25 protein-coding genes and 1 pseudogene are annotated in these 26439 nt (G+C 75.2%); 14 read left to right on the forward strand and 12 right to left on the reverse strand.

The annotated features are described in order from the left end of the window. Nucleotides 1-148: 148 nt before the first annotated feature. The 3 genes from ACY0MR_RS02240 to ACY0MR_RS02250 are packed head-to-tail and all read right to left on the reverse strand — an operon-like array spanning nucleotide 149 to nucleotide 3358. Entirely contained in the window at nucleotides 149-1261 is a 1113-nt protein-coding gene (locus ACY0MR_RS02240; RefSeq protein ID WP_473558683.1) for a PP2C family protein-serine/threonine phosphatase, read from the reverse strand. Nucleotide 1262: 1 nt separating this feature from the next. Continuing rightward, on the reverse strand, nucleotides 1263-2705 hold the full coding sequence (locus ACY0MR_RS02245; protein ID WP_473558685.1) for an MFS transporter: 1443 nt from the start codon (nucleotides 2703-2705) through the stop codon (nucleotides 1263-1265). Further along, entirely contained in the window at nucleotides 2702-3358 is a 657-nt protein-coding gene (locus tag ACY0MR_RS02250) for a TetR/AcrR family transcriptional regulator (RefSeq protein WP_473558687.1), read from the reverse strand. The genes ACY0MR_RS02245 and ACY0MR_RS02250 overlap by 4 nt, the downstream gene beginning before the upstream one ends. A gap of 298 nt (nucleotides 3359-3656) precedes the next feature. Here ACY0MR_RS02250 and ACY0MR_RS02255 point away from each other — a divergent pair, with 298 nt between their 5' ends. The 6 genes from ACY0MR_RS02255 to ACY0MR_RS02280 all read left to right on the forward strand — a co-directional run bounded on the left by ACY0MR_RS02255 (nucleotide 3657) and on the right by ACY0MR_RS02280 (nucleotide 11029). Next, nucleotides 3657-4241: a TMEM165/GDT1 family protein gene (locus ACY0MR_RS02255; protein WP_318210284.1), complete on the forward strand. Its 585-nt coding sequence runs from the start codon at nucleotides 3657-3659 to the stop codon at nucleotides 4239-4241. A 137-nt stretch (nucleotides 4242-4378) separates the two neighbouring features. Continuing rightward, entirely contained in the window at nucleotides 4379-4996 is a 618-nt protein-coding gene (locus ACY0MR_RS02260; protein ID WP_473558690.1) for a TetR/AcrR family transcriptional regulator, read from the forward strand. Continuing rightward, complete coding sequence (locus ACY0MR_RS02265) at nucleotides 4980-6635, forward strand: acyl-CoA dehydrogenase family protein (protein ID WP_473558692.1); 1656 nt, start codon at nucleotides 4980-4982, stop codon at nucleotides 6633-6635. The genes ACY0MR_RS02260 and ACY0MR_RS02265 overlap by 17 nt, the downstream gene beginning before the upstream one ends. Nucleotides 6636-6970: 335 nt before the next feature. Then, on the forward strand, nucleotides 6971-8362 hold the full coding sequence (locus ACY0MR_RS02270; RefSeq protein ID WP_473558694.1) for a hypothetical protein: 1392 nt from the start codon (nucleotides 6971-6973) through the stop codon (nucleotides 8360-8362). 124 nt (nucleotides 8363-8486) lie between these two features. Continuing rightward, on the forward strand, nucleotides 8487-9743 hold the full coding sequence (locus tag ACY0MR_RS02275) for an AAA family ATPase (protein WP_388799933.1): 1257 nt from the start codon (nucleotides 8487-8489) through the stop codon (nucleotides 9741-9743). Next, a complete protein-coding gene (locus ACY0MR_RS02280; RefSeq protein ID WP_473558696.1) occupies nucleotides 9740-11029 on the forward strand; it encodes a vWA domain-containing protein in 1290 nt (429 codons plus the stop codon). Before ACY0MR_RS02275 ends, ACY0MR_RS02280 begins: the two co-directional genes overlap by 4 nt. A 249-nt stretch (nucleotides 11030-11278) precedes the next feature. Here the strand turns inward: ACY0MR_RS02280 and ACY0MR_RS02285 are convergent, their stop codons facing one another. Continuing rightward, nucleotides 11279-12169: a LysR family transcriptional regulator gene (locus tag ACY0MR_RS02285; protein ID WP_451060957.1), complete on the reverse strand. Its 891-nt coding sequence runs from the start codon at nucleotides 12167-12169 to the stop codon at nucleotides 11279-11281. A gap of 142 nt (nucleotides 12170-12311) precedes the next feature. On the opposite strand from ACY0MR_RS02285, the gene ACY0MR_RS02290 reads away from it, so the two are divergent. Beyond that, on the forward strand, nucleotides 12312-13598 hold the full coding sequence (locus ACY0MR_RS02290; RefSeq protein WP_473558699.1) for an MFS transporter: 1287 nt from the start codon (nucleotides 12312-12314) through the stop codon (nucleotides 13596-13598). After that, nucleotides 13595-13912: a cupin domain-containing protein gene (locus ACY0MR_RS02295; RefSeq protein ID WP_388799921.1), complete on the forward strand. Its 318-nt coding sequence runs from the start codon at nucleotides 13595-13597 to the stop codon at nucleotides 13910-13912. Before ACY0MR_RS02290 ends, ACY0MR_RS02295 begins: the two co-directional genes overlap by 4 nt. Nucleotides 13913-13972: 60 nt before the next feature. Here ACY0MR_RS02295 and ACY0MR_RS02300 read toward each other — a convergent pair whose 3' ends face one another. The 3 genes from ACY0MR_RS02300 to ACY0MR_RS02310 form a co-directional block, all read right to left on the reverse strand. Then, nucleotides 13973-14509: a tetratricopeptide repeat protein gene (locus ACY0MR_RS02300; RefSeq protein ID WP_473558702.1), complete on the reverse strand. Its 537-nt coding sequence runs from the start codon at nucleotides 14507-14509 to the stop codon at nucleotides 13973-13975. Nucleotides 14510-14587: 78 nt separating this feature from the next. Beyond that, nucleotides 14588-15943, reverse strand: coding sequence for a L,D-transpeptidase (locus ACY0MR_RS02305; protein ID WP_473558704.1), 1356 nt, complete (start codon nucleotides 15941-15943; stop codon nucleotides 14588-14590). Nucleotides 15944-16204: 261 nt separating this feature from the next. Next, nucleotides 16205-16690, reverse strand: coding sequence for an SRPBCC family protein (locus ACY0MR_RS02310; RefSeq protein ID WP_388799913.1), 486 nt, complete (start codon nucleotides 16688-16690; stop codon nucleotides 16205-16207). A gap of 147 nt (nucleotides 16691-16837) precedes the next feature. Here ACY0MR_RS02310 and ACY0MR_RS02315 point away from each other — a divergent pair, with 147 nt between their 5' ends. The 6 genes from ACY0MR_RS02315 to ACY0MR_RS02340 all read left to right on the forward strand — a co-directional run bounded on the left by ACY0MR_RS02315 (nucleotide 16838) and on the right by ACY0MR_RS02340 (nucleotide 21420). Further along, complete coding sequence (locus ACY0MR_RS02315) at nucleotides 16838-17437, forward strand: PadR family transcriptional regulator (protein ID WP_473558707.1); 600 nt, start codon at nucleotides 16838-16840, stop codon at nucleotides 17435-17437. 137 nt (nucleotides 17438-17574) lie between these two features. Further along, nucleotides 17575-18024 carry a peroxiredoxin gene (locus ACY0MR_RS02320; protein ID WP_404081240.1) on the forward strand — a complete coding sequence of 150 codons (450 nt, stop codon included), beginning with the start codon at nucleotides 17575-17577 and terminating at the stop codon, nucleotides 18022-18024. Nucleotides 18025-18197: 173 nt separating this feature from the next. After that, nucleotides 18198-18593, forward strand: coding sequence for an SHOCT domain-containing protein (locus ACY0MR_RS02325; protein WP_361858029.1), 396 nt, complete (start codon nucleotides 18198-18200; stop codon nucleotides 18591-18593). A 37-nt stretch (nucleotides 18594-18630) separates the two neighbouring features. Continuing rightward, the gene (locus ACY0MR_RS02330; protein WP_404081243.1) at nucleotides 18631-19587 is read left to right on the forward strand and encodes a hypothetical protein; all 957 of its coding nucleotides are present in this window, start codon (nucleotides 18631-18633) and stop codon (nucleotides 19585-19587) included. 36 nt (nucleotides 19588-19623) lie between these two features. Continuing rightward, complete coding sequence (locus ACY0MR_RS02335; RefSeq protein WP_361858035.1) at nucleotides 19624-20067, forward strand: RrF2 family transcriptional regulator; 444 nt, start codon at nucleotides 19624-19626, stop codon at nucleotides 20065-20067. 165 nt (nucleotides 20068-20232) lie between these two features. Then, a complete protein-coding gene (locus ACY0MR_RS02340; RefSeq protein WP_473558710.1) occupies nucleotides 20233-21420 on the forward strand; it encodes a globin domain-containing protein in 1188 nt (395 codons plus the stop codon). A gap of 92 nt (nucleotides 21421-21512) precedes the next feature. Here ACY0MR_RS02340 and ACY0MR_RS02345 read toward each other — a convergent pair. The 5 genes and pseudogenes from ACY0MR_RS02345 to ACY0MR_RS02365 form a co-directional block, all read right to left on the reverse strand. Then, nucleotides 21513-21887 (reverse strand): annotated as a pseudogene (locus ACY0MR_RS02345) (peptidase inhibitor family I36 protein). Next, the gene (locus tag ACY0MR_RS02350) at nucleotides 21884-22597 is read right to left on the reverse strand and encodes a hypothetical protein (protein ID WP_473558712.1); all 714 of its coding nucleotides are present in this window, start codon (nucleotides 22595-22597) and stop codon (nucleotides 21884-21886) included. Before ACY0MR_RS02350 ends, ACY0MR_RS02345 begins: the two are co-directional and overlap by 4 nt. A 442-nt stretch (nucleotides 22598-23039) precedes the next feature. Next, a complete protein-coding gene (locus ACY0MR_RS02355; RefSeq protein WP_473558714.1) occupies nucleotides 23040-23921 on the reverse strand; it encodes a polysaccharide deacetylase family protein in 882 nt (293 codons plus the stop codon). Nucleotides 23922-24366: 445 nt separating this feature from the next. Further along, on the reverse strand, nucleotides 24367-24744 hold the full coding sequence (locus ACY0MR_RS02360) for a hypothetical protein (protein WP_388799887.1): 378 nt from the start codon (nucleotides 24742-24744) through the stop codon (nucleotides 24367-24369). A gap of 117 nt (nucleotides 24745-24861) precedes the next feature. After that, a complete protein-coding gene (locus ACY0MR_RS02365) occupies nucleotides 24862-26409 on the reverse strand; it encodes an ATP-dependent DNA ligase (RefSeq protein WP_473558717.1) in 1548 nt (515 codons plus the stop codon). Between the last annotated feature and the right edge of the window lie 30 nt (nucleotides 26410-26439).

The following is a 26439-nucleotide window of genomic DNA, read 5'->3' on the forward strand; positions in this document are numbered from 1 at the left end:
GGCGGTCCGCCGGGCGGACGGTCACGAGCCTCACGCATGCGGTGGGGAACGGGCCAGAGCGCATGAACGGCGCACGTGTCGCGCAACCGGGCGGGAACGACACAAGCCGCCCCGTACTCGATGTTTGGGTGCGCTGGGGGCGGTCGGGTCAGCGGGGCACGGGCGGATACGCCACGACCACGGCCGCGACGTCGTCGTCGAGGCCGTCGGCTCCGTACGCGGTGAGGTCCTTGTGGAGGAGGTCGGGCACCTTGTCGACCGGTTCCCGTGCCCAGCCGCGCAGGCGGACTTCCAGCGGATAGAAGGTGCCGGTCCGGTCGCGGGTCTCGCTGACGCCGTCGGTGTAGAGGAGCAGCCGGTCCCCCGGGCCGAACGGCACCTCCTCGACGCGGTGGTGGGACGCGGCGAGGCCCGCGAGGTTCACCGGCAGCGAGGGGTCGGCGAACCGCACGGCCGCGACCTCGCCGCCGTGCTGGAGCAGCGGGGGCGGGTGGCCGCAGCTGAGCAGCCGGGCGACGTCCTCGTCGTCGGGGAGTTCCACGAGGACGACGGTGGCGAAGCGTTCGGCGGCGTCGGAGTCGGGGTCCCGGGCGCCGTACCGGGCGAGGCCCTCCTCCAGCCGGTCGGCGAGGGCGGGCAGGCCGGAGGCGTCGTCGACGGCGGCGCGGAAGGAGCCGAGCAGCACGGAGGCGGTCTCGACGGCGCCCAGACCCTTGCCCTGGACGTCGCCGAGCATGATGCGCACGGCGCCGGGGACGCGCACGGCCTCGTAGAAGTCGCCGCCGATCCTGGCCTTGGCCGCGGCGGCCACGTACAGCAGGCGGAGGTCGAAGCGGCCGAGGCGGGCAGGGAGCGGTCGCAGCACGACGCGCTGGACGACCTCGGCGACGGCGGTGAGTTCACGCATGTCCCGCTCGTAGCGGGTGCGGACCCGGCTGACCCAGGCGGCGGCCGCGGTGACGCCGGCGATGACGGTCAGGTTGGCGACGAGTTCGGGCACTGCGGCGAAGTCGCCCCGGATGGCGCCGAGCAGCACCCGTGCGACGACGGCGAGCAGCCCGATGGCGACGGTCCCGCGCACGCTCCAGGTGACGGCGGCGAGCGCGGGGGCCGCGACCAGGAGCCGGTCGAAGCGCTCCCGGTCCGGGGTGACGAGATCGACGGCGAACGTCAGGACGAGGACCAGGAAGGGGAGCGCGCGGCCGAGGTTGAACTGGGCGCGCGCCGGAGCACCGGGGCGGCCCCGCTGACCTGCTGGCATCTCATGATCGTACGCAGGCTCGGCCGTCGGATCGGGCTGCCGGCGGCTCCGGGCGTGTCCGCCGTCCGCCGTCGCGGGGCAGCGCGAGCGCCGCGGGGAGCGCGAGGGCGGCGATCAGCACCAGGGCCGGAAGGGCGGCCCCGCGGGCCGGTACGAACCCGCCGTCCGGGACGAGGGCGAGGAGCAGGGTCGCCACGGCGACGCCGAGGGCGGGGCCGACGTTCATCACGGTCTGCTGGAGGCCGCCGGCGACTCCGGCGTGGGCCTCGGGGGCCCGGTGCACGACGACCGAGGTCGCGGTCACCATCAGGGTGACGAACCCGGCGCCGAGCAGGGCGGCGCTCGCCGCGACGGGTGCCGGTCCGGCCGTCGTGTCGAGCCGCGAGAGCAGGAGCACCCCGAGGGTGAGCAGGGCGGCGCCCGCGGTCGCCGTGCGGCGGGGGCCGAAGCGGCGCTGGAGCGGCGGGCAGAGCGGTGCGCCGAGCACCATCAGGGCGGCGAGCGGGAGCATGCGCAGCGCGGACCCGAGGGGGTCGAGCCCCTGCACGTCCTGGAGGAAGTACGTCGCCACGAAGAGCGCGCCGAAGAGGGCGGCCGAGGCGACGAGCAGGACGGCGAGACCGGCCAGGACCGGGACGCTCCGGAGCAGCTCCGGGGGCAGCAGGGGGCGCTCGGCCCGGCGCTCGTGGCGTGCCAGGGCGAGCCCGGTGAGGACGGCTCCGGCGACGGCGAGGAGGCCCGCGGGGGCGCCGCCGGGGCGGGCGGTGCCGACGAGTCCGTGGACGAGGAGGCCGAGCGCGGCGGCGAGCAGCAGGGCGCCGGCGGGGTCGAGCGCGGACAGGCGGCCCGTGGGGGCGGAGGGCCGCGGGGGGAGGTCCGGCGGGGGCACGGCGCGGTCCCGGGTGGTGAGGGCGAGCAGGCCGATGGCCAGGGTCGGGGGCACGCCGAGGAGGAACACGGCGCGCCAGCCGTACGCGTGGACCAGTGCGCCGCCGACGAGCGGTCCGGCGGCCGCGGCGAGGCCGATGGCGGCGGTGCGCACGGCGATGGGGGTGCCGAGCCGGTCCGGTGGATAGGCGGTCCGGAGCATGCCGAGCGTGGCGGGTTGGAGGAGCGCTCCGCAGACGCCCTGGAGCACCCGCAGCGCGATCACGGTGCCGATGCCGGGGGCGAGGGCGATGCCGGTGGAGGCGGCGGCGAAGCCGAGGGCGCCGAGGGCGAAGACCCGGCGGTGGCCGAAGCGGTCGCCGAGCCGTCCGGCGAGGACGAGGAGGCTCGCGACGGCGACGAGGTATCCCGTGCTGGTCCACTGCACCTGGCCGATGTCGGCGTGCAGATCGCGCTGGAGGGCGGGCTGGGCGATGGTGAGGACGGTGCCGTCGAGGGCGACGACCGCCGCGCCGACGACGCTGCACGCCAGGACCGGGCCGCGGCGCGGGGTCACCGGGCCTCCCCGGCGGGTCCGAGGTGGGCGTCGAGGGCGGCGGTGAGGAGCGGGGCGGGGTCGTCGCCGCCGGTGGCGAGCCGGAGGCTTCCCCAGTGCCAGAGCTGGGCGATGCCGTGCAGGTTGGCCCAGAGGGCGCCGGCGAGGACGGCGGGGTCGGCCGCGTCGGGGCGGACGCGGGCGACGAGCCCGGTGAGGCGGGCGAAGAGCGGCAGGCTGGTCTCCCGCAGCCCGAGGCGGCCGCTCTCCAGCAGGTCGTGCCGGAACATCAGCTCGTACATGCCGCGCCGGGTGTCGGCGTAGTCGAGGTAGACGCGTGCCAGGAGCGCGATCCGTTCGCGCGGCCCGGCGTCCTCCCGGTCGTGGGCCGCGACGCGGTCGGCCAGTTCGGTGAAGCCCTGGCGGGCGATGGCCGACAGCAGTTCGAGATGGGTGGGGAAGTGGCGGCGGGGTGCGCCGTGGGAGACGCCCGCCCTGCGGGCGATCTCGCGCAGCGACAGGGCCTGGGCGCCCTCGGCGTTCACCAGCTCGACGCCGGTGCGGACGAGCCGTTCACGCAGCCCGTCTGCGGGCTCGACGGGGCCGTCGCCGCCTCCGGTCGCCCTCGCGGGCTCCCGACGGTCCTCTTCCGTTCCTTCGCTTCCCTCGTTCATGGACACTGTCTACCAAGATCGAGTAGACACTGTCTACTCACTCTCGCGCCCCGGTCCGCTACACTGGGGCACAGCGAAGGGGAGTAGCCCTGCGAATCGGTCGTCGACATACTGGAGCCCTCGGGTTCCCGGTGACCGGGTCCGCGTTCGACGCGGGCGGGCGAGACCTTCGGCCAGGCATCAACCGCGTCCGCGTCTCCGTGGGCGTGGTCCGTCATGCCGGGCCGAGTGGTCCTCCCGTCGCCCACCGAGGCGCCGCGCCGGGTCCACGGGCCCGGACCGAGCAGAGAGCCCCGGTATGCACCTCGACCCCTTGGCGATCCTCACCGCCTTCGGGCTGATCTTCCTCGCCGAGCTTCCCGACAAGACGATGTTCGCGTCCCTCGCCATGGGCACGCGGATGCGTCCCCTCTACGTCTGGATCGGCACCTCCACCGCCTTCCTCGCGCACGTCGCCATCGCGGTCGGAGCCGGCAGCCTGCTCGGGCTGCTCCCCGGCTGGTCCGTGAAGCTCGTCTCCGCCCTGCTCTTCGGCTTCGGCGCGTTCATGCTGCTGCGCGGCGGGGGCGACGACGACGAGGCCGACGAGGGCGGCAAGACCGTCACCGGCTTCCTGCCCGTCTTCTCGACGGCCTTCATGGCCGTGTTCATCAGCGAGTGGGGCGACCTCACCCAGATCACCACGGCCAACCTCGCCGCCACGAACGGCACCTGGTCGACCGCGATCGGCTCCCTGGCCGCCCTGATGAGCGTCTCCGCCCTCGCCCTCGTCGCCGGCCGCTTCATCGCGAAGCGCGTACCGCTCAAGACCGTGCAGCGGATCGGCGGCGTCTGCATGGCCGGGCTCGCGATCTGGTCCCTGACCGAGGTCTTCACCGGCTGACGCCGAGCGGCCACCGCGACGGCGCGGCCTCCCCGCGACCACAGGCCCCCACCCCACCGGGTGGGGGCCTCCCGTCGTCCCCATCCCACCGGCGCGGACCCCTTGATGAAGCAATGAATCACTGCTTCACTCCTTCCATGCCCTACCGACGCACCCCCGCCGTCCAGGCCCGACTCGACGCCCAGCGCGCCTCCGTCGTCGACGCGGCCCGGGCCCTGCTCTCCGAGCAGGGCTACGCGGGATGCACGGTGGCGGCCGTCGCCGCCCGCGCCGGCATCGCCACCGGCAGCGTGTACCGCCACTTCCCCAGCAAGGCCGACCTCTCCGTGGAGCTCTTCCGGACCGTGGTGAGCCGGGAGGTCGCGGCCGTCTCCGAGGCGGCCGCCCACCCCGCGCACGGCTCGGCCGCCGAGCGGGTGGTCGCCGTCATCGAGACCTTCGCCCTGCGTGCCCTCAAGTCGCCTCGCCTCGCCTACGCCCTGCTCGCCGAGCCCGTCGACCCGGCCGTGGACGCCGAACGCCTGGTCTTCCGGCGCGCGTTCCGCGACGTGTTCGCCGCGCGCGTCGAGGAGGGCGTGCGCTCGGGCGAGCTGCCGCCCCAGGACCCGTTCCTGACGGCCTCGGCCCTGGTCGGGGCGGGCGCCGAGGCGCTCGTCGGCCCGCTGGCGGAGGGGTCCGTCGGGCCCGGTGCCGTACCCGCCCTCGTCACCTTCACCCTGCGAGCTCTGGGAGTTCCCGATGCCGACCACGCATGAGGTCACCAACCAGGTACCGCCCCTGACCGGCTACGACGTCTCCGCCGACCCCGCGCTCCTGGAGTCCCTGCGCCGGGAGGGTGCGGCCTGGGCCGAGGCGGAGGTCCACGAGCTCGGCGCACGCGCGGGCGGCGAGCAGGCCCAGGAGTGGGGGCGGCTCGCCGAGCGCCACTCCCCCGTGCTCCACACGCACGACCGGTTCGGCCACCGGATCGACGAGGTCGAGTTCCACCCGCACTGGCACGAGCTGATGGACGTGGCCGTCCGCCACGGGCTGCACGGCGCGCCCTGGCGCGACGACCGGCCGGGCGCGCACGTCGCCCGCGCGGCCAAGCTGTTCGTGTGGGGCCAGGCCGACGCCGGGCACCTGTGCCCGATCTCCATGACGTACGCGGCGGTGCCCGCGCTCCGCGCCCAGCCCGACCTCGCCGAGGTGTACGAGCCGCTCCTGACCTCCTCCTCGTACGACTTCGGCCTCCGGGTGCCGACGGAGAAGCGCGGGATCATCGCCGGGATGTCGATGACCGAGAAGCAGGGCGGCTCGGACGTCCGGGCCAACACGACCCGTGCCGTACCGACGGACGAGCCCGGTCTGTACGCGCTGACCGGCCACAAGTGGTTCACCTCGGCGCCGATGTCCGACGTCTTCCTCACCCTGGCCCAGGCGCCGGGCGGACTCTCCTGCTTCCTGGTGCCGCGCGTCCTGCCGGACGGCAGCCGCAACGCGATCCGGCTCCAGCGGCTCAAGGACAAGCTGGGCAACCGCTCCAACGCCTCCTCAGAGATCGAGTACGAGGGCGCCCTCGGCCGGCTCGTCGGCGAGGAGGGACGCGGGGTGGCCACCATCATCCGGATGGTCAACATGACCCGCCTCGACTGCGCCATCAGCTCGGCGTCCGGGATGCGCCTGGGCCTGGTCCAGGCCGTGCACCACGCCACGCACCGCGAGGCCTTCGGCGCACGGCTCGTCGACCAGCCCCTGATGCGCAACGTCCTGGCCGACCTCGCGGTGGAGGCGGAGGCCGCCACCCTCGCGGCGCTGCGGCTGGCCGGCGCGGTCGACCGGGCCACGCGCGGCGACACGGAGGAGGAGCAGCTGCGGCGACTCGGACTCGCGGTCACCAAGTACTGGGTGTGCAAGCGGGCGCCCGCCCACGCGGCGGAGGCCCTCGAATGCCTGGGCGGCAACGGGTACGTGGAGGACTCCGGTCTGCCGAGGCTCTACCGGGAGTCGCCGCTGCCGTCGATCTGGGAGGGCTCGGGCAACGTCGCCGCGCTCGACGTGCTGCGGGCGATGGCCCGTCAGCCCCAGGCGGTGGAGGCCTTCTTCGCGGAGGTCGACCGGGCAGCGGGCGCGGACCGGCGGCTCGACGCGGCCGTCACCGGCCTCCGCAAGGACCTCGCGGGGCTCGGCGACCCGGACGCCGCCGCCTGGGGGGCGCGCCGCCTCGTCGAGCGGCTGGCCCTGGTGCTGCAGGGCTCGCTGCTCGTACGGCACGGCGACCCCGCGGTGGCGGACGCGTTCTGCGCGTCGCGGCTCGACGGCGACCGCGGCCTCGCGTTCGGCACGCTGCCCGCGGGCGTGGACACGGCGGCGATCATCGCCCGCAGCGGACCGGACGCGGTCAGCGCGGCCTAGCGTTCCGGACGGCTGCCATGCGTACGGCGGTCGGCGAAGGCCTCGCCGGCCGTCCGGACGACGGGCCGCACCCATCGCCCGGACGCCGACCGCCCTTTCGGCGCGGGGCGTTGCGCGGTGGCGGGCGCCGGGCTGCCCGGTGCGGACGGGCGTCGGGCAGTCCGTGCGCGCGGCGGGCGTCGGGCCGTCCGTGCGCGCGGCGGGCGCCGGGCCGCCGTGCCTCGGCGTCCCCGGGAATACACCTGGCCCCGGGGTGCGGCGCTCGATACGATCATCGTGATGACGACTTCCTCTGCTCTCAGATCGGGGGTCCCGTCCGCGCAAGGTGAGTGCTGATGCTCACTTCCCGCGCGAACGGCGACACCCGCCATTCCCTCTGGCTGCGCGTGCGCGAGTTCGCCGTGCCGCCCTCCATGATCGAGACCGCCGGCCGCCGCCGTTCCGTCGGCGACTGGGCGGGCGCCTGCGCCGCGGCCCGCGTCGACGTCGACCTCGACCTGCGCTCCGCCTCCCGCGCGTACGGGCGGGAACGCGCCGCCCTCGTCAAGGCCGACCTCCGGCGACTCGCTCCCGACCTGCTGCGCTGGCACATGCCGCGAATCGCTCCCGACGGACTCCTGCGCCCGGGCCTCACCGTGCCGCTGGCACGCTACGGGGCCCTGGGGGAGGACGACTCGGGTGCCGCGCCCCCGGGCGACGCCTCCTCGCCGCCGCTCTTCCTCGTGGTGCGGACCGCGCCCGCCTGGGCGGACGCCGGTCAGCGGCTGAGCCTCGCTCTGTGGGACGGTTCGCGGTCCTCCGAGGGCGAGCGCCGGCATCCGCATCCGCGGCCGAGCCGGCGGTACCGCCTGGATCTGCACCGTCACCTCTGGGACGCGACCCGCAGCGGCGAACTGCGGCTCCGTTCCGGGGCCGACACCGTGCCGCCGCCGGATCCGCCGCTGCCGGACGAGGATGCGGCCGACCGGGCCGTCGACCGCTGGGCGGCGGAGGCCGGGATCCTCCTCGCGTCGGAGGGCCGGGGCTCCGGGCGGGTCGGGGTACGGCTCGGGGCCCGCCGGCACCTGGTGCTCGACCTGCCGCCGGACGGCGGTCCCGTCTCGACCCTGCCCGCTCCCCGCGGGGCGGTGGAGGCGCTGCCCACGCTTCCCGACGCGGCGACCTGGGTACCGCCCGACCTCGCGTTGCTGCGCGCCGGACTCATCGAGGCCGGGCGGCTGCACCCCCTGGTCGCCGCGGCGCTCGTGCCCGGCCGACCGGCCGCGGGACCCGCCCGGACGGCCGACCCGCCCGGGCGGCCACGCCTGGTGGACTGCGGGGGAGTCGCGCACCGCATCGGCTTCTCCGACGGCGTCCTGGCCCCGCTCGACCACGGGCCCGCCGAGATCCGGCGGGAGGAGCTGCTGGTCGCCCTCGGCGGCCCGCCGCTCCCCTGCCTCCAGGCCATCGACGAGGCCCACCGGCGGCCTGACGCCCTCACCGGCGTCCAAGAGCGCCTGGACCACGGCGACATCGCGGGCGCGCTGGCCGTCGTCGAGGGCCTGCTGGGTCCCGGCGCGGCGCTGCGCAACGGCGCGCTGCGGGACGCCCTGGAGTCCGCCGCCCGGCGGCGCATCGCGTACGGGCTGTACCGGGCGGACCTGTACGGCCCGGGGCCGACCCGCACGGGCCCGCCCGGCCCCGAGCGTCCCCGCAACCGTCGCACCCGCCCCGACCGCTCCCGCTGACCCGCGCGACACCGGCATCCGCGCCGGTACCGCACGTCCTCTTCCCACCACCGGTGTGCGCCGGTGCCGCCGACCACCACGGCAGCGCCGGTCCGCCCCACCGACGACCCACAGGTGATCACCCATGCCCTTGAGCACCCCTGCCCCCGGCCAGCTCGACATCGCGGACGCCCTGCTCGCCCTGCTGCGCGACTCCACGACCGAACCGCGCCCGGACGACCAGCTGGAGGCCCTGACGCTCGCGGTCGCCGCCGACCTGCCCGTACTGCTCTGGGGAGAACCGGGCATCGGCAAGACGGCCGCGCTGACCCGGCTCGCCGAGTCCCTCGACCTTCCGCTGACGACGGTCATCGCCAGCGTCCACGAGCCGTCCGACTTCTCCGGCCTGCCCGTCGTCGGGGACGACCCGGCCGAGCAGGGCGTGCCGATGGCCCCGCCGGACTGGGCGGTGCGGCTCGTGAGGGAGGGCCGCGGTCTGCTGTTCCTCGACGAGTTGTCGACGGCTCCGCCGGCCGTGCAGGCGGCCCTGCTCCGGCTCGTCCTGGAGCGGCGGGTCGGCGCGCTCCGGCTGCCGTCCGCGGTGCGCATCGTGGCCGCGGCCAACCCGCGCGCCTCGGCGGCGGACGGCTGGGAGCTGAGCCCTCCGCTGGCGAACCGCTTCGTGCACCTCCAGTGGACCCACGACCACGACGTCGTCGTCCGCGGCCTCGGCGGCACCTGGCCGCGGGCGACGCTGCCCCGGCTCGACCCGGAACTCCTCCCGCAGGCGGTGGACTTCGCCCGACGCGCCGTGTGCGGGCTGCTCGCCACCCGCCCCACGCTGGTGCACCGGCTGCCCGGCGGGGAGGCCCGGCGGGGCGGCGCCTGGCCGTCCCCGCGCAGCTGGGAGATGAGTCTGCGTCTCCTCGCCTTCGCGACCGCCGCGGGTTCCTCCCGCGAGGTGCTCTCGCTGCTCGTCAGGGGCACGGTCGGGGACGGCCCGGGCCTCGAACTCCTCGCCCACCTGGACCGCATGGAGCTGCCGGACCCCGAGGTGCTGCTGGCCGACCCGGCCGGCGCCGAGCTGCCCGAGCGGGGCGACCTGCGCCAGGCCGCGCTCGACGGCGTGGTGTCCGCGGTCGGCGCGCGCCCGGAGAAGGCCCGCTGGGAGGCCGCGTGGGCGCTGCTCGCCCGGGCCGCGGAGACCGGCGCGCCGGACCTGGTCGTCGTCCCGGCGACCACGCTCGCCTCGCTCCGCCGTGCGGACTGGGACGTCCCGCCCGCCATCGAACGCCTCGCGGGGGCGGTCTCCCTGTCCCGGCGCGCGGACGAGGCGGCGGCCCTGGTCGGGACCGGCGCACGGCGGATGGGCCGCCCGGCGTCCTCCGCGAGCGCGCGATGAGCCCGGTCACCGGCGCCGACGCGGCCACGCAGGGCGGCGCGGCAGCCGAGCCGGGCGGCCCCGGCCTCGACCTGGACAAGCTCTTCGCTGCGCGGCTGTACGCCGTCCGGGCCCGGCCCTATCTGGCGACCGCGCTGTTCGCCCTGCACGTCGTGGAGTCCCGGCGCGTCCCGACCATGGCCGTCGACCGGCACTGGCGGTGCTACGTGTCGCCGGTGTTCGTGCGGCGGACGCCCGTGGAGGAGCTCGCCGGGGTCTGGGTGCACGAGGTGTCGCACCTCCTGCGGGACCACCACGGGCGCGGCGACCGGGTCGCCCGGGAGCGCGGCCTGACCGGACCGGGCGCCCGGTTGCTGATGAACATCGCGGCGGACTGCGAGATCAACGACGACGTGTTCGGGGACGGGCTCGTCATGCCGGAGGACGCGGTCACCCCGGATGCGCTCGGGCTCCCCTCCGGCGAGTTGATGGAGGACTACCTGCCCCGGATCGGGTTCGGCTCCGGCATGGAGCACCTCGCCTGGCTGGACTGCGGCAGCGGCGCCGACGGACTGGACCGCGCGTGGGACCTGGGGGCCGACGGCGCGGACGGCCTCAGCGAGCAGCAGCGGGACGCCGTGCGGTTCCGGGTGGCGCAGGCCGTCAAGGGCCGCCCCGGGAACACGCCGAAGGCGTGGAAGCGGTGGGCGGAGGAGGTCTTCCACCCGCCGCAGGCCTGGCGGGACCTGCTGGGGGCGGCGGTCCGCTCGGCGGCGTCCGCGTCCGGGGCGGGCGAGGACTACTCGTACGGGCGGCCGTCGCGGCGCTCGGCGGGCCTGCCGGGCGTGGTGCTGCCCAGCCTTCGGCGGCGACCGCCCCGGGTCTCGGTGATCGTGGACACCTCCGGTTCGGTGAGCGACGCGGAGCTCGGCGGCGCGCTCCTCGAAGTGGCCGCGATCGCCCGGGCCGTGGGCGGGCGCCGCGACCTGGTGACGGTGATGTCCTGCGACGCGGCGGCCCGTACGGTGCATCCCCTGTGCAGCGCCGAGGGCATCCCCCTGGTGGGCGGCGGCGGTACGGATCTGCGGACCGGCTTCTCCCGGGCGCTGCGCACGGTGCCCCGGCCCGACGTCATCGTGGTCCTGACGGACGGCCAGACGCCCTGGCCGGAGGAACGGCCGCCGTGCCGGACGGTGGTGGGGCTGTTCCCGCGCTCCGGACCGGGCCACGGGCCGTGGATCGAGAACGATCCCGACTACGAGCCGGACACCCCGCCCGACTGGGCGCGGGTGGTGACGATCGGCTAGGCCGTCTCTTTCGGATCTCTCGCCGGTCGAGCCCGCGTCGTCCGGTGCCCTGCCTCGCAAGGCGGAGAGGTACCCGCGTACGGGGGACGTACCCGGGTACCTCGACAACGCGGCGAGGTGCGGTGCCGGGCGGCGCGGGTCAGGCAAGATCAGGAAGAGACGGACTGGGGGGCCGCGTACCGCCGGTGTTCCCTGCGCCGACTCGACGACGTCCCCGGAGGCGGGCGCCGGCGACCGGCCGGGCGCGGGTCACTCCTCCCGCACCGTCCCGACCGCCGCGACGAACGTCCTGATCAGGGCCGATTCGGCTGCGGTGGGCCAGACCAGGCCGTACTCGAGGGGCGGGGCGTCCCGCAGCGGGACGTAGGCGATGCCGGGGCGCGGGTGGTAGCGGGCGCCGCGGGCCGCGCCCGGGGTGACGCCCCGGCCCGCGGTCACATGGGAGAGGACCTCCTGCCAGGTGGCCGCGACCGGCCCCCTGGGGATCGGAGCCCCGGACGGGGTGCGCCGGGGGTAGTGGTGGTCGAGCCAGTGGCGCGGATGGGCGCCCTCGGTGGTGATCAGGGGCAGTCCGGCGAGGTCGTCGACGCCGAGGGAGGTCCGTCCGGCCAGCGGATGGGAGGCGGGCAGCAGCAGGACCCGGTCGTCGCGGACCGCGACGGGACCGGTGGTCAGCCCGGGCTCGCGCACCGGGAAGGCGGCCAGCTGGATGTCGAGGTCGCCGTCCAGGACGGGCCTGACTCCCCCGTCGAGGGGCACCTCGCGGACGCTGACCTCGCAGCCGGGGCGGTCGCGGCGGAGGGCTTCCGCGGCGGCCGTGAGGAGTTCCGCGTCCCAGGGTGTTCCGAAGCCGGCCCGCAGGCGGCCGCGCGCACCCCGTCCGGCCTCGGTGGCGCGTTCCACGGCCGCGCGGAGCTGCCGGTAGGCGGGCAGGAGGTCCTCGTACAGGCGCCGGCCGACCGGGGTGAGGGCGACGCTGCGGCTGGTGCGGGCGAAGAGCGGGGTGCCGAAGCGGCGCTCCAGCTTCTTCACGGTCTGGCTGACACGGCCGGTGGAGACGCCGAGACGCTCCCCGGTGCGTCCGAAGTGGAGCTCCTCGGCGAGCACGAGGAACGTCTCCAGTTCGTACCGTTCGAGCACGGTTCCTCCCCCGCGACCGCTCGGGCGCGGCCCCTCTGATCGTTGAGTGCGGCTCAACGCCGGTTCCATGATGACAGCTTGTTCCCCCGGTGCCGCGGCGGGGAGCCTGGAGGAGTCCCGCCCCCGGAACGGAAGAGACTCCGTGGCCCCTCGCACCACCGACGCCCCCGCATCGCCCGCCTCCCCCGCGCCCGCGACGCCGGTCCGGGTGAACGTCCTCCTCCTCGCCGTCGCCGGCGCCGTCACCGTCGCCAACATCTACTTCCCCCAGCCGCTCCTCGCGGCGGTGGCCCGCAGCCTCGACGTCTCCCAGCGCACGGCGGGGCTGATCGCCACCGCCGCCCAGGTCGGGTACGCGCTGGGCATCCTGCTGCTCGTCCCGCTGGCCGACACCGCGCGGCTCCGGCGTCTGACCTCGGTCCTGCTCGCCCTGACCACCGCCGCCCTGCTCGGCGCGGCCGCGGCACCCGGCGTGCTCACCCTGGCGCTGGCGACGCTCGCCCTGTCGACGACCACGGTGCTCCCCCAGATCCTCACCCCCGTCGCCGCCGTGCTCGCGGGTCCCGGGCGGCGGGGCCGGGTCGTCGGACTGGTCGGGCTCGGCCTCACGCTGGGCTCGACCCTCTCCCGTACGGTCTCGGGCGCCGTGACCGACGCGAGCGGCAGCTGGCGGGCCGCGTACCTCGTGGCCGCCGCGGCGACGGCGGCCGTGCTGGTCGTCCTGCCGCGCCACCTGCCCGAGCGGCTGGGGCCGCCCGGTCGGGTCTCCTACGCCCGGGTGCTCGCCGGACTGCCCGGGCTGCTGGCCGCCCACCGCGCGCTGCGCGTCTCGGCCCTGCTCGGGGCCTGCCTCTTCGGCGCCTTCAGCGTCTTCTGGGCGGTGCTCGCCTTCCACCTGGCGGCTCCGCCGCTGGGGTACGGCCCCGGCGCGGCCGGCCTCTTCGGCGTGCTGACGCTGCCCGCCGCGCTGCTCTCGGCCTCGGCGGGGCCGCTCACCGACCGCTACGGGGCGTCTCGGGTGAGCGTCGCGGGCCTGGGGCTCGCGGGGCTCGGGGTCACCGTGGCCGGGCTGGCGCCGTACTCCCCCGCCGGTCTGGTCGCGGGGGCGAACCTGCTGGTGGTGGGGGTCGGCGCGGGGCAGATCGCCCATCAGGCGAGGATCTTCGGCATCGGTCGCGCGGTGGCCGCCCGGGTCAACACGGTGTTCATGCTGGCCTCCTTCGGAGGCGGGGCGGTCGGTTCACTCGCCGGGTCGTGGCTGTACGCCGAGCACGGCTGGTCCGCCGCGCTGCTCGGCGCCGGGACGCTCGTCGCCGTCGGCGGCACCGCGGCGGTGCGCTCGGCGCGACGGGCCGTCCCGAGTTGCGCCCCGGACGCCACACGGGAGGCTGGGGACATCCGCCCGCGCATCCCGCAGGGAGAGTCATGAAGCTGGACCTCACCGCCCTGGCCGACGAGCACATGGCCGCGGCCCGCACCGCGCCGCACGGGCGCAGCGCGCACCTGATCATGCACGACGGGGTGCTGCGGCAGTCCGTCATCGCCCTGACCGCGGGCACGTCCCTCGACGAGCACAACGCGCCGCCGGCGGCCAGCCTCCAGGTGCTCCGGGGCCGGGTGAACCTGACGATGGCGGGCCGGGCGGAGGAGATGTCGGCCGGCATCCTGCGGATGCTCACGGAGCGGCACGGGATCACGGCGCTGGACGACTCGGTGGTGCTGCTGACGGCGGTGAACGACTGACGGCGGCCGCGGCGGGCGGTCGTCTCCCGGGGTGGTGACGGCGCGCGGCCGCCTCCGCTCTCAGCCGATCGCGTCGAGGTCCCCGGCGTAGTGGTCGATGGCCCGGCGGTACTGCCGCACGGACGGGTCCTCGCTGGTGGCGGCGAGGAGGCGGAGCAGCAGGCTGGTGGACTCGTGGTGCCGGCCGGTGTTGTAGAGGGCCATCGCGAGGAAGGTGCGCAGGGAGCCGTCGTCCGGGAACTCCTCGACCGCGCCGGTCAGCAGCGCGACGGCGTCCTCGTAGCGGCCGAGGCAGCGGTAGGTGCTGCCGAGGCCGAGGAGCGCGCCGCGCCGGTCGTCCGCGTCGAGGCCGCCGTCGCCGGTCCCGCCGCCCGCGAGGGCGCGTTCGTAGTGGGGGACCGCCTCCGTCTCCAGCCCGAGGACGTCATGCGCCCAGGCGGTCTGGTAGGCGATCTCCGCGTCCTCCGGGTAGCGGGCGGCGAGGGCGACGAGCCTCTCGCGGGCCTCCTCCCGGTCGCCGCGGCCCCGCATCGCGACCGCCTCGGCCAGCCGGGCGTCCCTGTCCTGCTTCTCGTGCTCGTCGTGGTCGTGTCCCATGCCGGCATCCTTTCAGCTCCCCCGCGACCGGCTCGGGGCGGTGCGGCCCCGGGCGGGTGCGGGCCCGGGACCGGCGTCTCACAGGGCCGGACGGAGGGCGACCGCGCCGCCCGGGCGGGATCCGGCGGCGCCGGAGGCGAGGGCGCTGCCGCGGAGCCACTCGGGCCAGCCGAGGTTCCAGTCGCCGAAGCCGTTGTCGAACGGGGTCATCGGTTCGCCGTGGCCGTTGACCACGCGGACGACGTCGCCCTCCCGCACGGTGGCGAACAGCCAGGCGGCGTCCCCGGTGCTCATGCCGGTGCAGCCGTGGCTGACGTTCTCGCTGCCCTGCGCGTCGAGCGACCAGGGCGCGGCGTGCAGGTACTCGCCGCTCCAGGTCACCCTGGTGGCCCAGCGGACCTTGAGGTCGAAGTAGTCCGGGTCGCCGCGGGTGATGCCGATGGAGTCGCCGCGCATCCGGACGAGCGGCTCCTTGCCGAGGACGACCTTGGTGCCGCCCCGGGTGCGGTAGCCGGCCTTGCCCGTGGTCACCGGGAGGGTGCGGAGCGGCTCGCCGTCGCGGAAGACGGTCATCCGGAGCGCGGCGACGTCGGTGACGGCCTCGATCCGGCTGCCGGTGGTGAAGGTGACGGGGTGTGACGGGCCGCCGTACAGGCCGCCGGTGATCCTCGTTCCCTCGAGGCCGCTGCGCACCCTGACCGTGGTGCCGGCGGGCCAGTACACGGGCGGCCGGTAGTGGAGCGTGTCGGAGTCGACCCAGTGCCAGGCGCCGTCGACACGGGGCTCGCTCCGTACCAGGAGCGCGCGTTCCACGACCCGCCGGGCCTCGGGTTCGTCCGCCGGTACGGGGTGGCTGAGTTCGGCGGTGACCGGCTGTCCCACCCCGTAGGTGCCGCCGTCGTCGGGGCCGAAGACGACCGTGAGCCGCTCGCCCGCCGGGGCCGCCGCCGTACGGAAGTCCAGGCGGGCACGGTGCCGGTCGGAGCCGAGGGCACCGGCCCGCTCGACGACGAGGCGGGCGGCGTACCGGGCGCCCGCCGGGAGCGGGGCCGTGCTGGTCCAGCGGGTGCCGTCGGCGTTCGCCGTTCCCGCGACGCGGCGGCCGCGCTGGTCGGTGACGGTGACGTCGGCGAGGACACCCGGGGTGCGGAGCGCGAGCTCCACCGGTCCGGTGGCCGGGGCTCCGAGCGTGAACGGCTCCCCCGTGAGGACCCGTCCGCCGCGGAGGGCGACGGTGTGGCGGGGTGCGGAGCAGAGGCCGTCGGCGGCGGCGCAGCCGTCGACCGTGACGAGCGCGGTGCGCTCCGGGGTACCGGCGGCGCCGGCGGCCCGGCCGGCCGGGGAGTGGGCCGCCGTGCCGACGAGGACGGCCCCGACCGCCAGGGAGAGCGCTCCCCACCCCCGTACGTACCTGCGTGACGACGCGTCCGACACACCCTCCCCTTTCCGGCGGCGACAGGACGTCGGCGAACGGCACCGACATCGGCATCAAAACCGATGAAAGGACGAAAGGATGATCCAAGGCCCGGGCGTGGCGGCGCAGGGGCGGCCGAGACGACTCGAATGGGTCAGCGGCGGACACGCAGGGATCAGCGGGGGTCGGCGAGGCGTGCGGCACGGGTCGGCGGGGGTCGGCGGGGCGTGCGCTCGGGTCGGCGGGGCGTGCGGCACGGGTCGACGGGGGACGCGCACCGGTCAGCGGGGCGGTTCGGGGAGCTCCTCGCCCGTCTCCAGCAGGGACTTGAGGCTGGAGAGCAGCGCGGGCCACCCTTCGCCGATCATCCCCTTCATCAGACCGTCGGGGGCCAGGTCCCCATGGGTGACGGTGAGTTTGACCGTGTCGCCCGAGGGCTCGATCAGGAAGGTCACCTTGGACCGGGGCTCCCGGGCGAGCCGCTCGTAGACCTCCCCGTCGAGGCGGACCGCCTCCGCCCAGGCCGGCGTGAAGGTGTGCCAGGTGTAGGAGAGGAGCCGGCCCGGTTCGGCCGCGAGCACGACCTGCTCCGGGTCGGCGGTGCGGCGTCCGGTCTCGTCCCAGACCATGGGGGCGCCCGGGGTCCACTCGCTCTCGAAGGCGACGCCCCAGTACCGGCGGGTGGAGTCCGGGTCCGTGAGCGCCGTCCAGAGCTCGTCGGGGGTGGTCCGGATGTAGGTGGTGTAGACGAACGTGTCGCTGTCCATCGCGCTGCCCCTCGGCTCTGCCGTCCCCCGCCTCAAGCCTAGGCAGGCGCCGGACGGACGTGCCAGCGTAGGACCCCCGTCCGACCCGGGGAGCGCCGGTTGAATAGGTGCGGAGGAAACTATTCAACGTGCTGCTAGCGTGTCGGAATGTCGCTCAAGCACGCCGTCCTCGCAGCTCTCCTGGAGGGCGAGGCATCCGGATACGACCTCGCCAAGATCTTCGACGTGTCCGTCGCCAACTTCTGGGCCGCCACCCCCCAGCAGCTCTACCGCGAGCTGGAGAAGCTCGCCGAGGCCGGCCTGATCACGGCGCGCGTGGTCGAGCAGGAACGGCGTCCCAACAAGCGGATGTTCAGCCTGACGGAGCCGGGCCTGCGGGATCTGGCCGCGTACACGTCCGCGCCGCCGCGCCCCAGCGCCGTCCGGGACGAACTGCTGGTCCAGGTGCAGGCGTGCGACGGCGGCGACAGCGCGGCCGTGCGCGGTTTCGTGGCCCAGCGGATGGAGGCGTCCCGGGCGAAGCTGGCCCGCTACGACCGGCTGCGGGAGCGGATGCTCGCCGGGCGGGACGAGGAGACGTACCTCGACGAGGCGGAGCGCGTCGGCCCGTACCTCACGCTGATGCGCGGGCGGTTCTTCGAGGAGGAGAACCTGCGGTGGGGCGAGCGCGCGCTGGCCGTGCTCGACCGGCGCGCGCGGGCCGGCCGCGGCACCGCGGCCGTGGCGCCCGCCGTACCCCGCGCCTGACCGGAACGCCCGGCGGGAGGCGGGGGTACCCGCGGAGCTCCGAAAGGGTGACGGCGCGTCCTACCGTGCGGTAACGTCACCGGCCGGCCACCGGAGGCGCCGGTGGCGGCGTACGTACGGATCGGGGACGGGCCTCTATGAACGTCGGTGACCTCGTCGAGGACTTCAGCCTTCAGGACGAGACGGGGGCCGACCGCTCCCTGAGCGGCCTGCTGGCCGACGGGCCGGTCGTGCTCTTCTTCTACCCGGCGGCGCTCACCCCCGGTTGCACCGCCGAGGCCTGCCACTTCCGCGACCTCGCCGCCGAGTTCCGCGCGGTCGGCGCGACGCCGGTGGGCATCAGCACGGATCCGGTGGAGCGTCAGCAGGAGTTCGCGGAGCGCCACTCCCTCGGCTATCCGCTGCTCTCGGACCCGGACGGCGCCGTGCGCGACCGGTTCGGGGTCAAGCGCGGGTTCTCGCTGGCGCCGACCAAGCGGGTGACGTTCGTGATCGGCCAGGACCGGCGGGTGCGGGAGGTCGTCCGCAGCGAACTGCGCATGAGCGCCCACGCGGACCGCGCGCTCGCCGCCCTGCGCGGCGCCTGAGGGACGTCCCGGCCCGGCCCGCACGGCCCTGCCGTGCGGCGCGGGCCCTCCAGGGGACCACACCGCCGGGCCACGCGCACGCGGGGCGGCCACGACGTGCGGGCGCGGCGGCGCTGGGTGAGACTCGCTCCATGCCCGGCTTCCCGGCCGGTGCGGGAACGGAGTGCGCCGGTATGGACGACTACCCTCTCCTCAACGTGTTCTGGACCATGCTGTGGTTCTTCCTCTGGATCATGTGGCTGTTCCTGCTCTTCAAGGTGATCACCGACATCTTCCGGGACCACTCGTTGAACGGCTGGGCCAAGGCCGGCTGGCTGATCTTCTGCATCCTCCTCCCCTACCTCGGCGTGCTGGTCTACGTGATCGCCCGGGGCAGGAGCATGGGGGAACGCGACGTCAAGCAGGCCAAGGACAGCGAGGCCGCCTTCCAGGACTACATCCGCAAGGCCGCGGGCAAGCAGGGCGGCGGCAGCGCCACCGAGGAACTGGCACGGCTGGCGGAGCTCAAGGACAAGGGCGCCATCACGCCCGAGGAGTTCGACAAGGCGAAGGCCAAGGTCCTGGCCTGAGGGCCGGGGCGGGCACGGGAGGAAGGCGCACGCCGAGGTGCGGAAGCGAACGCGGGCGGCACCGGCCGCCGGGCTCGCCGGCTCCCTGCTGAGGGAGGTCGTGGCGGACCCCGGCAGGCTCCCGGAGTCGCTCGCGTCCTTCGCCCTCCGCCACCTGGGTCCGGGGGCCGGACCGACCGTCGAGCGGCTGCGCGCCGCCCACCCCGAGGCCGACGCGGCCGCTCTGCGCTCCCTGATCGCGATCCGGGGGCGCCGGGCCGTCACGGCGGAGGGCGCCTTCGTCGGCGGCCCGTTCCTCCTGCTCATCCCGGTGGCCTTCTGCGGCGCGCTCCTCACCCAGGTGCGCACGGTCCTGGAGATCGCCGCCGCCGAGGGGCGGGACTCCGCGGCCCCGGAACGCGCCGCCGAACTCCTTGTCCTGCAGGGGGTGTACGGGGACACCGGGACGGCACGGGCCGCACTCGACCGGGCCGGGGTCCGGCCGGGGTCGGAAGGGAACCGGGGGCGCCTGGCGGCCTTCCTGGACCTGATCGCCCGGATGGCCCGGCTCCTCGGCCTCGTCACGCCGGACGACGGAGCGGGCCGCTGGGTCCGGGTCGGCAGGTGGGCCCTGCTCGGCGCGGTGTTCCTGGTCGGCCTGGTGGCGCCCCTGGTCTGGCTCCCGTACATGGCCTCGGGGTACTACCGGGGCACGACACGCATGACGGACCGCGCCGTCGTCTTCTACGTCGGGTCCGCCGACCCGCGCTCGCCCCGGGGCGTACGCCTCGATCCGTACATGGCGCGGGCGGGACTGCGGGCCGTCGGATCCGTCCTGCTGCCGGCGGCCGCCCTCTTCCTGGTGGTCGTCACCGACATCCGCATCGCGGGCGGGCGGTGGCCCGTCGTGGGGATCGTCCTCACCACCAGCTGTCTGCTCTCGGGCGGATGGTGGCTGTGGCGGCACCACCGGCGGCGCTCCCGATCGGCGGACGGGAGCCGATCGGGACCTTAATACGCATTCGAGATGCGTGTTTGATACGGTCACGGCGTGAGGCTGACGAAGTTCACCGATCTGGCGCTCCGTGCCGTGATGCGCCTGGCGGTCACCACCCCGGAGGAATCCGTCACCACCCGCGAGGTGGCGGAGTCGATGGACGTGCCCTACGCCCACATGGCGAAGGTGGTCACCCGGCTCCAGCACCTCGGCGTGGTCGAGGCCCGGCGCGGGCGGGGCGGCGGCCTGGTCCTCACGGAGTCCGGGCGCCGCTTCTCGGTGGGCGGGCTCGCCCGCACCCTGGAGGGCGAGGAGGAGGTCGTCGCCTGCGACGGCGATCCCCCGTGTCCCCTGCGGAGCGCCTGCCGGCTGCGGGGAGCGCTGCGCGAGGCCCAGGAGGCGTTCTACCGCGTGCTGGACCCGCTGACCGTGGCCGAGCTGGTCGACTCCCCCACCGGCCCCCTGCTCCTCTCCCTCACTCCGCGCCCCGCCTCCTGAAGCGTCGGCGCCCGGCGGCGGCGACGCGCGGCCGCGCACGAGGCGCCCGCGCGCCGGCCGTGCGCACGGGCGCGAGGCGCACCCCCGTCCGACGCGCCCCTTCGCGCGAGGTGCGGCCTCGCGCGATCTTGAATACGTAGATCATTTACCAGATTGAGGGTTCCCATGCTGTCCGAGCAGGCCGTCCCGATCGTCCGCGCCACCCTGCCCGCCGTCGGCGGCGCGCTCGACCGCATCACCGAGCGGTTCTACGACCGTCTGTTCGCGGCTCGTCCTGAGCTCCTGCGCGACCTCTTCAACCGGGGGAACCAGGCCGGCGGCGAGCAGCAGAAGGCACTGGCCGGGGCCATAGCCGCGTTCGCGGGCGCCCTGCTGGAGAGGCCGGACGAGCGCCCCGACGCGATGCTGTCGCGGATCGCCCACAAGCACGCCTCGCTCGGCGTGACGTCCGCGCAGTACAAGACGGTCCACGAGCACCTGTTCGCCGCGATCGCCGAGGTCCTCGGCGAGGCCGTCACACCCGAGGTCGCGCGGGCGTGGGACGAGGTGTACTGGCTGATGGCGAACGCGCTGATCGCCGTGGAGGCCCGGCTCTACCGGCGGACCGGGGTCCCCGAGGGAGAGGTATGGCGGTCGATGGAGATAGCCGAGCGCCGGGAGGAGACCCCCGACACCGTCTCCTTCGTCCTCCGGAACCCGGACGGGACGCCCACGCCGCCGTTCCGGCCGGGCCAGTACGTGAGCGTCCGGGTGCCCCTGCCCGACGGCGCACGGCAGATCCGCCAGTACAGCCTGTCCGCCGCACCCGGCCGGCCACAGTGGCGGATCACCGTCAAGCGGGTCGCCGGCGAACCGGCCGGCGAGGTCTCCGCCCGGCTGCACGACCGGGCCCGAGCCGGTGACGTCCTGACGGTCTCGGCTCCGTTCGGCGACCTCGTCCTGCCCGAGGGCGAGGGCCCGCTGCTGCTCGCCTCCGCCGGCATCGGCAGCACCCCGATGCTGTCCATGCTCGACCACCTGGTGTCCACGGGGTCGACCCGGCCGGTCGTCGTCGTCCACGCCGACCGTTCCCCCGCGGCCCACGCACACGCCGCCGAACTGCGGCGTCTGGTGGCGGCGCTGCCCGGGGGAACACTGCACCTCTGGTACGAGGAGCCGGGCGACTCCGCAGCCCGGACGGGCCGCGCCGACGTCACGACGCTCGACCTGCCGGCCGGGGTCACGGCGTACCTCTGCGGGCCGCTCCCCTTCCTCCGTACGGTCCGCGGCGATCTGCTCGGCCGGGGCGTCGCGGCCGCCGACGTCCACTACGAGGTGTTCGGTCCCGACCTGTGGCTGGGCCACGAGGGCTGAGGAGCGGTGCCGTCCCGCCGTCCCCGCCGGTGAGGGGCGGGGACGGCGGGACGGGCGTCCGCTCCGCGACGCGGGGGGACGCGGCGGAGCGGTCAGCAGCCCATCGACCAGATGTGGGAGTCGCCCCGGTCGTTGGCCGCGCCGTTGTAGCCGACCTCCTGGCCGGGGGCGAGACAGATGGTCATGCCGCCGCCCTGCCAGGCGCTCTCGTAGACCTTGACGTGGTCCTTGATGCCCGGTCCGGAGATGCCGTGGTTGGCCCAGGAGGAGTCGGTGTCGGAGATTCAGCTCTCCCACCAGCCGTCGTCCCCGCTCCAGTTGGCACGCTGACCGCCGAAGTGGGCGTCCTGCCACACGCAGAACTCTCCGCTCGGGCACTCGGCCGCCCCGGCTGAGGTCGCGAGGGCGAGGCCCGCGGTGGCGGTGAACAGGGCCGCCGCGGCGGCGGTGACGAGAAGTCGCTTCACGAGGAGGTGGCGCCTTTCTGGGGTGGGGTGGAGGCGGGCAGTTCGACTGCCCGCCGCAGTGCGCGGTCGCGCAACTGCCGGTAGGTGATGAGTTCGTCCCGGCGCAGCGCGCGCACCGTCAGCAGCTCGGCAGCCTCCAGCCGCCCGCGCACCTCGTCGAGTCCGCTCTCGCGCGCGCAGCGGGCGGCGACGACCGGATCGGGTCGGTCGGGACGGGGGGCGCCCGCCGGTGCCACGCACCGGGTCCACCGGGCGAGCGCCGCCTGGTGCGCGGGATCGGCACGCACCCGCGCCTGGGCCTCGGTGTGGAGGTTGTCGACGACGACCTGCGCCCTGAACCAGCGGCGCTGGTCGCCGTAGAGCCGCCGGCGGGACTCGGCGACGCAGCCGTCCTCGTGGGCGGTGACCGTGGCGCCCGTGGCGAGGGTGACGGAGAGCTCCCGCGGGCCGGCGCCGAACAGCGCCGCCTGGAGCCTCCGCTCCTCGTCCGGGGCCCGGGGCCGGGAGGTCAGGGACAGTCCCCGTCCCCTCAGGCAGTCGACCACGAGCCGGTGCTCGGCGGCCTTGAGGAGCGCGTCCTGTGCCGTCGCGGCGGCCGGGACGGCGGGGGCGGAGGAGGAGCCCGGACCCACGGCCGTGCAGCCGGACAGCAGGAGTGCCGCGGTCGCGGTCAGGAGAACGCGGCGGCTCCGCGGGGCACTGCGGAACATGGGTTCCCCCTTCGATCGTCACTGGTCGGAGCGCCGACGAGTGATCGGATCGGCGCTCGGGACGATCACTGCCCGAGCGCGGGACCGCCATGCCGTGGCTCACTCGAACGGGTCGAACGCGCCGGGGTGCACGCCGCTCACGCGCCGCGGTCCTGCCGTGCGGACGGGTGGCCCGCGTCCCGGGGACCGCCGGGCCGGATGCCGGGCCGGATGCCGGTCGGGATACCGGTCGGGATGCCGGTCGGGATGCCGGTCGAGATGCCGGTCGAGCGTCGGGGTGCGGGCTGGGCGGCGGGCCGTGCCGGCCGGATGGGGGGCATCCGCGTGGTCCGGGAAACGACAGAGCCCCGGTTGGACGGGGGATTCCAACCGGGGCCGTTCTGCCGCGACGCGAAGGGCGGTCACCTCATGGGGGGGACCTTGGGGACCGGCCCCTTGGGCGTCACATAGGTAGCAACGGTCGACCTTTCCCGAATGTTCCGAGCGTTCCCTTGTGGGCGGTGTGAGTCACCTCACCCGGTTTCGGGATCCCCTCCGGCCAGTCCTTCTCGGGGCGGTAGACGGCACCCGGCTCGGCCCTGCCCGGGGCGAGGAGCTCGGGAACGGTCACGAAGGTGAAGCCCCGCCGCTTCAGCTCGTCGATGATGGAGGGGACGGCCGGGACCGTTCCGTCGTAGATGTCGTGGAGCAGGATGATCGCGTCACCGTGCGCCTGTTCCAGCACGCGCTGCCGTATGAGGGCGGAGTCGGTCGTGGAGTAGTCCTTGGCGGTGACGCTCCACAGGATCTGGGCGAGTCCGAGTTCGCGGCTGACGTCGGACACGGTCCCGTCGGTACGGCCCTGCGGCGGGCGCATGAGGGTCGGCTTCCGGCCGGTGATCTTCTCGACGGCGTCCTGGGTGCGGGACAGCTCCTCGCGTATCTCGGACTCGTCGAGGTCGGTCAGGATCCGGTGGGTCCACGTGTGGTTCGCGACCTCGTGCCCCTCGTCGGCGATGCGCTTGACCACCTTCGGGTAGCGGTCGACGTGCTTGCTGCCCAGCAGGAAGAAGGTCGCGGGGACCTGCTTCTCCTTGAGGACGTCGAGGAGTCGGGGGGTGTCCTTGCCGGGGCCCGCGTCGAAGGTCAGCGCGATGCACTTGACCTTGGCGCAGTCCACGCGGCGTGCGGCGGCGCCCGCCTTGTCGTCCGACCCGCCCTTCCCCCGCGCGTCCTGCGGGGTGACGGTGTCGACCCCGCAACCTCCCAGCGTCAGCGTCAACGACGCCGCGGCGATCAGGGCGGCGGCCGTCCCCCTGCGTCGGCCCGGCCTGGATCGGAACATGGTGGAACCCGCTTTCCCCGGTGCTGTCTTCGATACCGCCGGCAACCACCTGGTCAGGGCGGCTCTCACGGCAGATCGAGAACTCTACACACGGTGTATACCGGGAGGGCAGGGGGGTCCCCCATACGTTCGAATCTCGGCGCGAGGGGTCCTCGCCCAGGGGGACTGTCCAGGAGGGGCTCCGCCCCTTCACGGCCACAGCCACGGGCGCGAGCGCCGGCACGAGCGGAGCGCGCCGACGGACAGACGGGACGCGCGGGCGGCAGGAGAGCATGACCGGGCGGACACGCGGACGCAAGCGTGGACACCCGCCCGCCCGCACGTGCGTGCGTGCGTGCGTGCGTGCGGGCGGGTGCAGGCGGGCGGCAGGACGGGTAGGCGCACCGGCAGACGTGAACCCCGGACGGCGCCCGTCCGCTCCGTCCGGGGAGTCAGCGCCTCCGACTCAGCGGGAGGCCAGCGTCAGTCGGGCCTCGGTCTCCTGGTCACCGGAGACGGACTGCTGGGACTGGATGTCGAAGCCGGCGGCAAGCACCTTCTCCACCTCGTTGACGGCGTGGTAGCCGCCGCTCAGCGTGGCCCCGACCGGCGAGGACAGCCGGGTGGGAGCTGCCTCCTGGTGGCGCCCGCCGGCGGTGTCGAAGGTCGCGGTCCAGACGGTGGGGGACGGCCCCGCGGCCGCCTGGGGCCCGGGGGCCGCCATGTCCTCCAGCTCGTAGAAGCCGCCGAGGACGCCGAAGACGGCCTGCGCGTCCTCGCGGCTGCAGCCACTGAGCTGCACGGTCACGTCGGTGTCGATGTGCAGGTCGTACACGTCGCTCATCTCCTCGCGGCCCGCCGGTCTCTCGTGGCGCTCCGCGCTCGTCGGGCCGGCGCTCGTCGTGCCACGTCTCCAGGATCCCTCGCGGGGCGGCTTCCCGCGAGGCCCGGCGTCCTCCGCTCACGTGCGGCCGATGATCCCCTCGACGGTGTCGGCCTCGGCCGCCCGCTTGTCGGGGCGGTGGCGGAGCACACGGGCGAAGCGCAGCGTGACACCGCCCGGGTAGCGGGTCGAGGCCTGGAGCCCGTCGTAGGCGATCTCCACGACCAGTTCGGGCCGCACGCGCACGGTGAACCCGTCGTCCTCCACGGCGAGTTCGCCGAGCCGCTCGGTCTGCCAGCGGAGCATCGCGTCGGTGAGGCCCTTGAAGGTCTTCCCCAGCATGACGAAGCCGCCGTCGGCCGCGCGCGCACCGAGGTGGAGGTTGGACAGCAGCCCGGTTCTGCGCCCGTGGCCCCGCTCCACGGCGAGCACGACGAGGTCGACGGTGTGGACGGGCTTCACCTTCAGCCAGGTGCGCCCCCTGCGGCCGGCCACGTAAAGCGCGTCGAGGCCCTTGACGAGAACGCCCTCGTGACCCCTGGCCAGGGTCTCGGTGAAGAACCGCTCGGCCGCCTCCACCTGTGCGGGATCGGCGGGGTCGGTCACGACGAGGCGGCGCACCCGACGGTCCTCGGGAAGCAGTCGCGCGAGGACCTCGTGCCGTTCCTGGCCCGGCCGGTCGATCAGGCCCTCGCCGTCGACCGCCAGCACGTCGAAGAAGACCGGGGTGAGGGGAAGCGTGGCGTGCGCGCCGGCGACGTCGGTACGGGAGCCCACCCGGGAGGCGATGGACTGGAACGCCGCGGGGCGCCCGGTCCCGGGATCGAGCGCGATCACCTCGCCGTCCAGGATGAAGTCGACGGCCGGCACCGCGCGGGCGGTCGCGACCACCTCGGGCAGCCGGTCGGTGATGTCGTCCAGGGAGCGGGTGTGGACCCTGACGTCGTCGCCGCGCCGGTGGACCTGGACGCGGATGCCGTCGAGCTTCTCCTCCACGACGCAGGGTCCGAGGTCGCCGATCGCCTCGGTGACGGAGGAGGCGGTGTGCGCGAGCATCGGCTGCACGGGGTTCCCGACGCGGAGGGTGAAGCGGTCGAGGGCGGCGGCGCCGTCGGCGAGCACCGCCTGGGCGACCGGGGGGAGCGATCCTTCGAGCATCACGGCGCGCCGCAGCTCGGCCGCGGGCACGCCGGCCGCCTGCGCGACGCCTTCCAGGGCGACGGCGTCGAGGGCCCCCTGACGCACCTCCCCGGTGAGCAGCCGGAGCAGCAGCTCCTGTTCGGCGTCGGTGGCGGCGGCGAACAGCGCGTGGACGAGTCGGGTGCGCTCCGCCCGGGAACCCGCTCCGGAGACCGCCGCGAGGTCCGCCATCGCGCGGTCGACGTGCTCCAGGGTGAGCCCGGGCCGGTCGGCGGGCGGGACGGCGGGCGGGGCGACCTCCTTGAGGACGCTCCAGCCCACCCCGATCCGGCCCTGCGGGAGCCGTCCCGAGAGGTAGGCGATGACGAGGGGGCTCTCCGCGGGCTCCGCCTCCGCGAACAGCTCGGCGAGGAGGCGGATCTTGCGCGAGCGAGCGGACTCGGCGGCGACCTGCCGGGACACCTCGGCGACACGGGCGAGCAGCATGGGCCCATCCTCTCCAGACCGCGCCCGCAC

The sequence above is a fragment of the Streptomyces sp. JN8 genome, from assembly GCF_055808075.1.

What these genes read in the sequence shown, in the direction of transcription:
- ACY0MR_RS02240 (WP_473558683.1), bottom strand. Translation starts at nt 1,261, where the DNA reads ATGCCAGCAGGTCAGCGGGGCCGCCCCGGTGCTCCGGCGCGCGCCCAG.
- ACY0MR_RS02250 (WP_473558687.1), bottom strand. Translation starts at nt 3,358, where the DNA reads ATGAACGAGGGAAGCGAAGGAACGGAAGAGGACCGTCGGGAGCCCGCG.
- ACY0MR_RS02255 (WP_318210284.1), top strand. Translation starts at nt 3,657, where the DNA reads ATGCACCTCGACCCCTTGGCGATCCTCACCGCCTTCGGGCTGATCTTC.
- ACY0MR_RS02260 (WP_473558690.1), top strand. Translation starts at nt 4,379, where the DNA reads ATGCCCTACCGACGCACCCCCGCCGTCCAGGCCCGACTCGACGCCCAG.
- ACY0MR_RS02265 (WP_473558692.1), top strand. Translation starts at nt 4,980, where the DNA reads ATGCCGACCACGCATGAGGTCACCAACCAGGTACCGCCCCTGACCGGC.
- ACY0MR_RS02270 (WP_473558694.1), top strand. Translation starts at nt 6,971, where the DNA reads ATGCTCACTTCCCGCGCGAACGGCGACACCCGCCATTCCCTCTGGCTG.
- ACY0MR_RS02275 (WP_388799933.1), top strand. Translation starts at nt 8,487, where the DNA reads ATGCCCTTGAGCACCCCTGCCCCCGGCCAGCTCGACATCGCGGACGCC.
- ACY0MR_RS02280 (WP_473558696.1), top strand. Translation starts at nt 9,740, where the DNA reads ATGAGCCCGGTCACCGGCGCCGACGCGGCCACGCAGGGCGGCGCGGCA.
- ACY0MR_RS02295 (WP_388799921.1), top strand. Translation starts at nt 13,595, where the DNA reads ATGAAGCTGGACCTCACCGCCCTGGCCGACGAGCACATGGCCGCGGCC.
- ACY0MR_RS02300 (WP_473558702.1), bottom strand. Translation starts at nt 14,509, where the DNA reads ATGGGACACGACCACGACGAGCACGAGAAGCAGGACAGGGACGCCCGG.
- ACY0MR_RS02310 (WP_388799913.1), bottom strand. Translation starts at nt 16,690, where the DNA reads ATGGACAGCGACACGTTCGTCTACACCACCTACATCCGGACCACCCCC.
- ACY0MR_RS02315 (WP_473558707.1), top strand. Translation starts at nt 16,838, where the DNA reads ATGTCGCTCAAGCACGCCGTCCTCGCAGCTCTCCTGGAGGGCGAGGCA.
- ACY0MR_RS02320 (WP_404081240.1), top strand. Translation starts at nt 17,575, where the DNA reads ATGAACGTCGGTGACCTCGTCGAGGACTTCAGCCTTCAGGACGAGACG.
- ACY0MR_RS02325 (WP_361858029.1), top strand. Translation starts at nt 18,198, where the DNA reads ATGGACGACTACCCTCTCCTCAACGTGTTCTGGACCATGCTGTGGTTC.
- ACY0MR_RS02340 (WP_473558710.1), top strand. Translation starts at nt 20,233, where the DNA reads ATGCTGTCCGAGCAGGCCGTCCCGATCGTCCGCGCCACCCTGCCCGCC.
- ACY0MR_RS02350 (WP_473558712.1), bottom strand. Translation starts at nt 22,597, where the DNA reads ATGTTCCGCAGTGCCCCGCGGAGCCGCCGCGTTCTCCTGACCGCGACC.
- ACY0MR_RS02355 (WP_473558714.1), bottom strand. Translation starts at nt 23,921, where the DNA reads ATGTTCCGATCCAGGCCGGGCCGACGCAGGGGGACGGCCGCCGCCCTG.
- ACY0MR_RS02360 (WP_388799887.1), bottom strand. Translation starts at nt 24,744, where the DNA reads ATGAGCGACGTGTACGACCTGCACATCGACACCGACGTGACCGTGCAG.
- ACY0MR_RS02365 (WP_473558717.1), bottom strand. Translation starts at nt 26,409, where the DNA reads ATGCTGCTCGCCCGTGTCGCCGAGGTGTCCCGGCAGGTCGCCGCCGAG.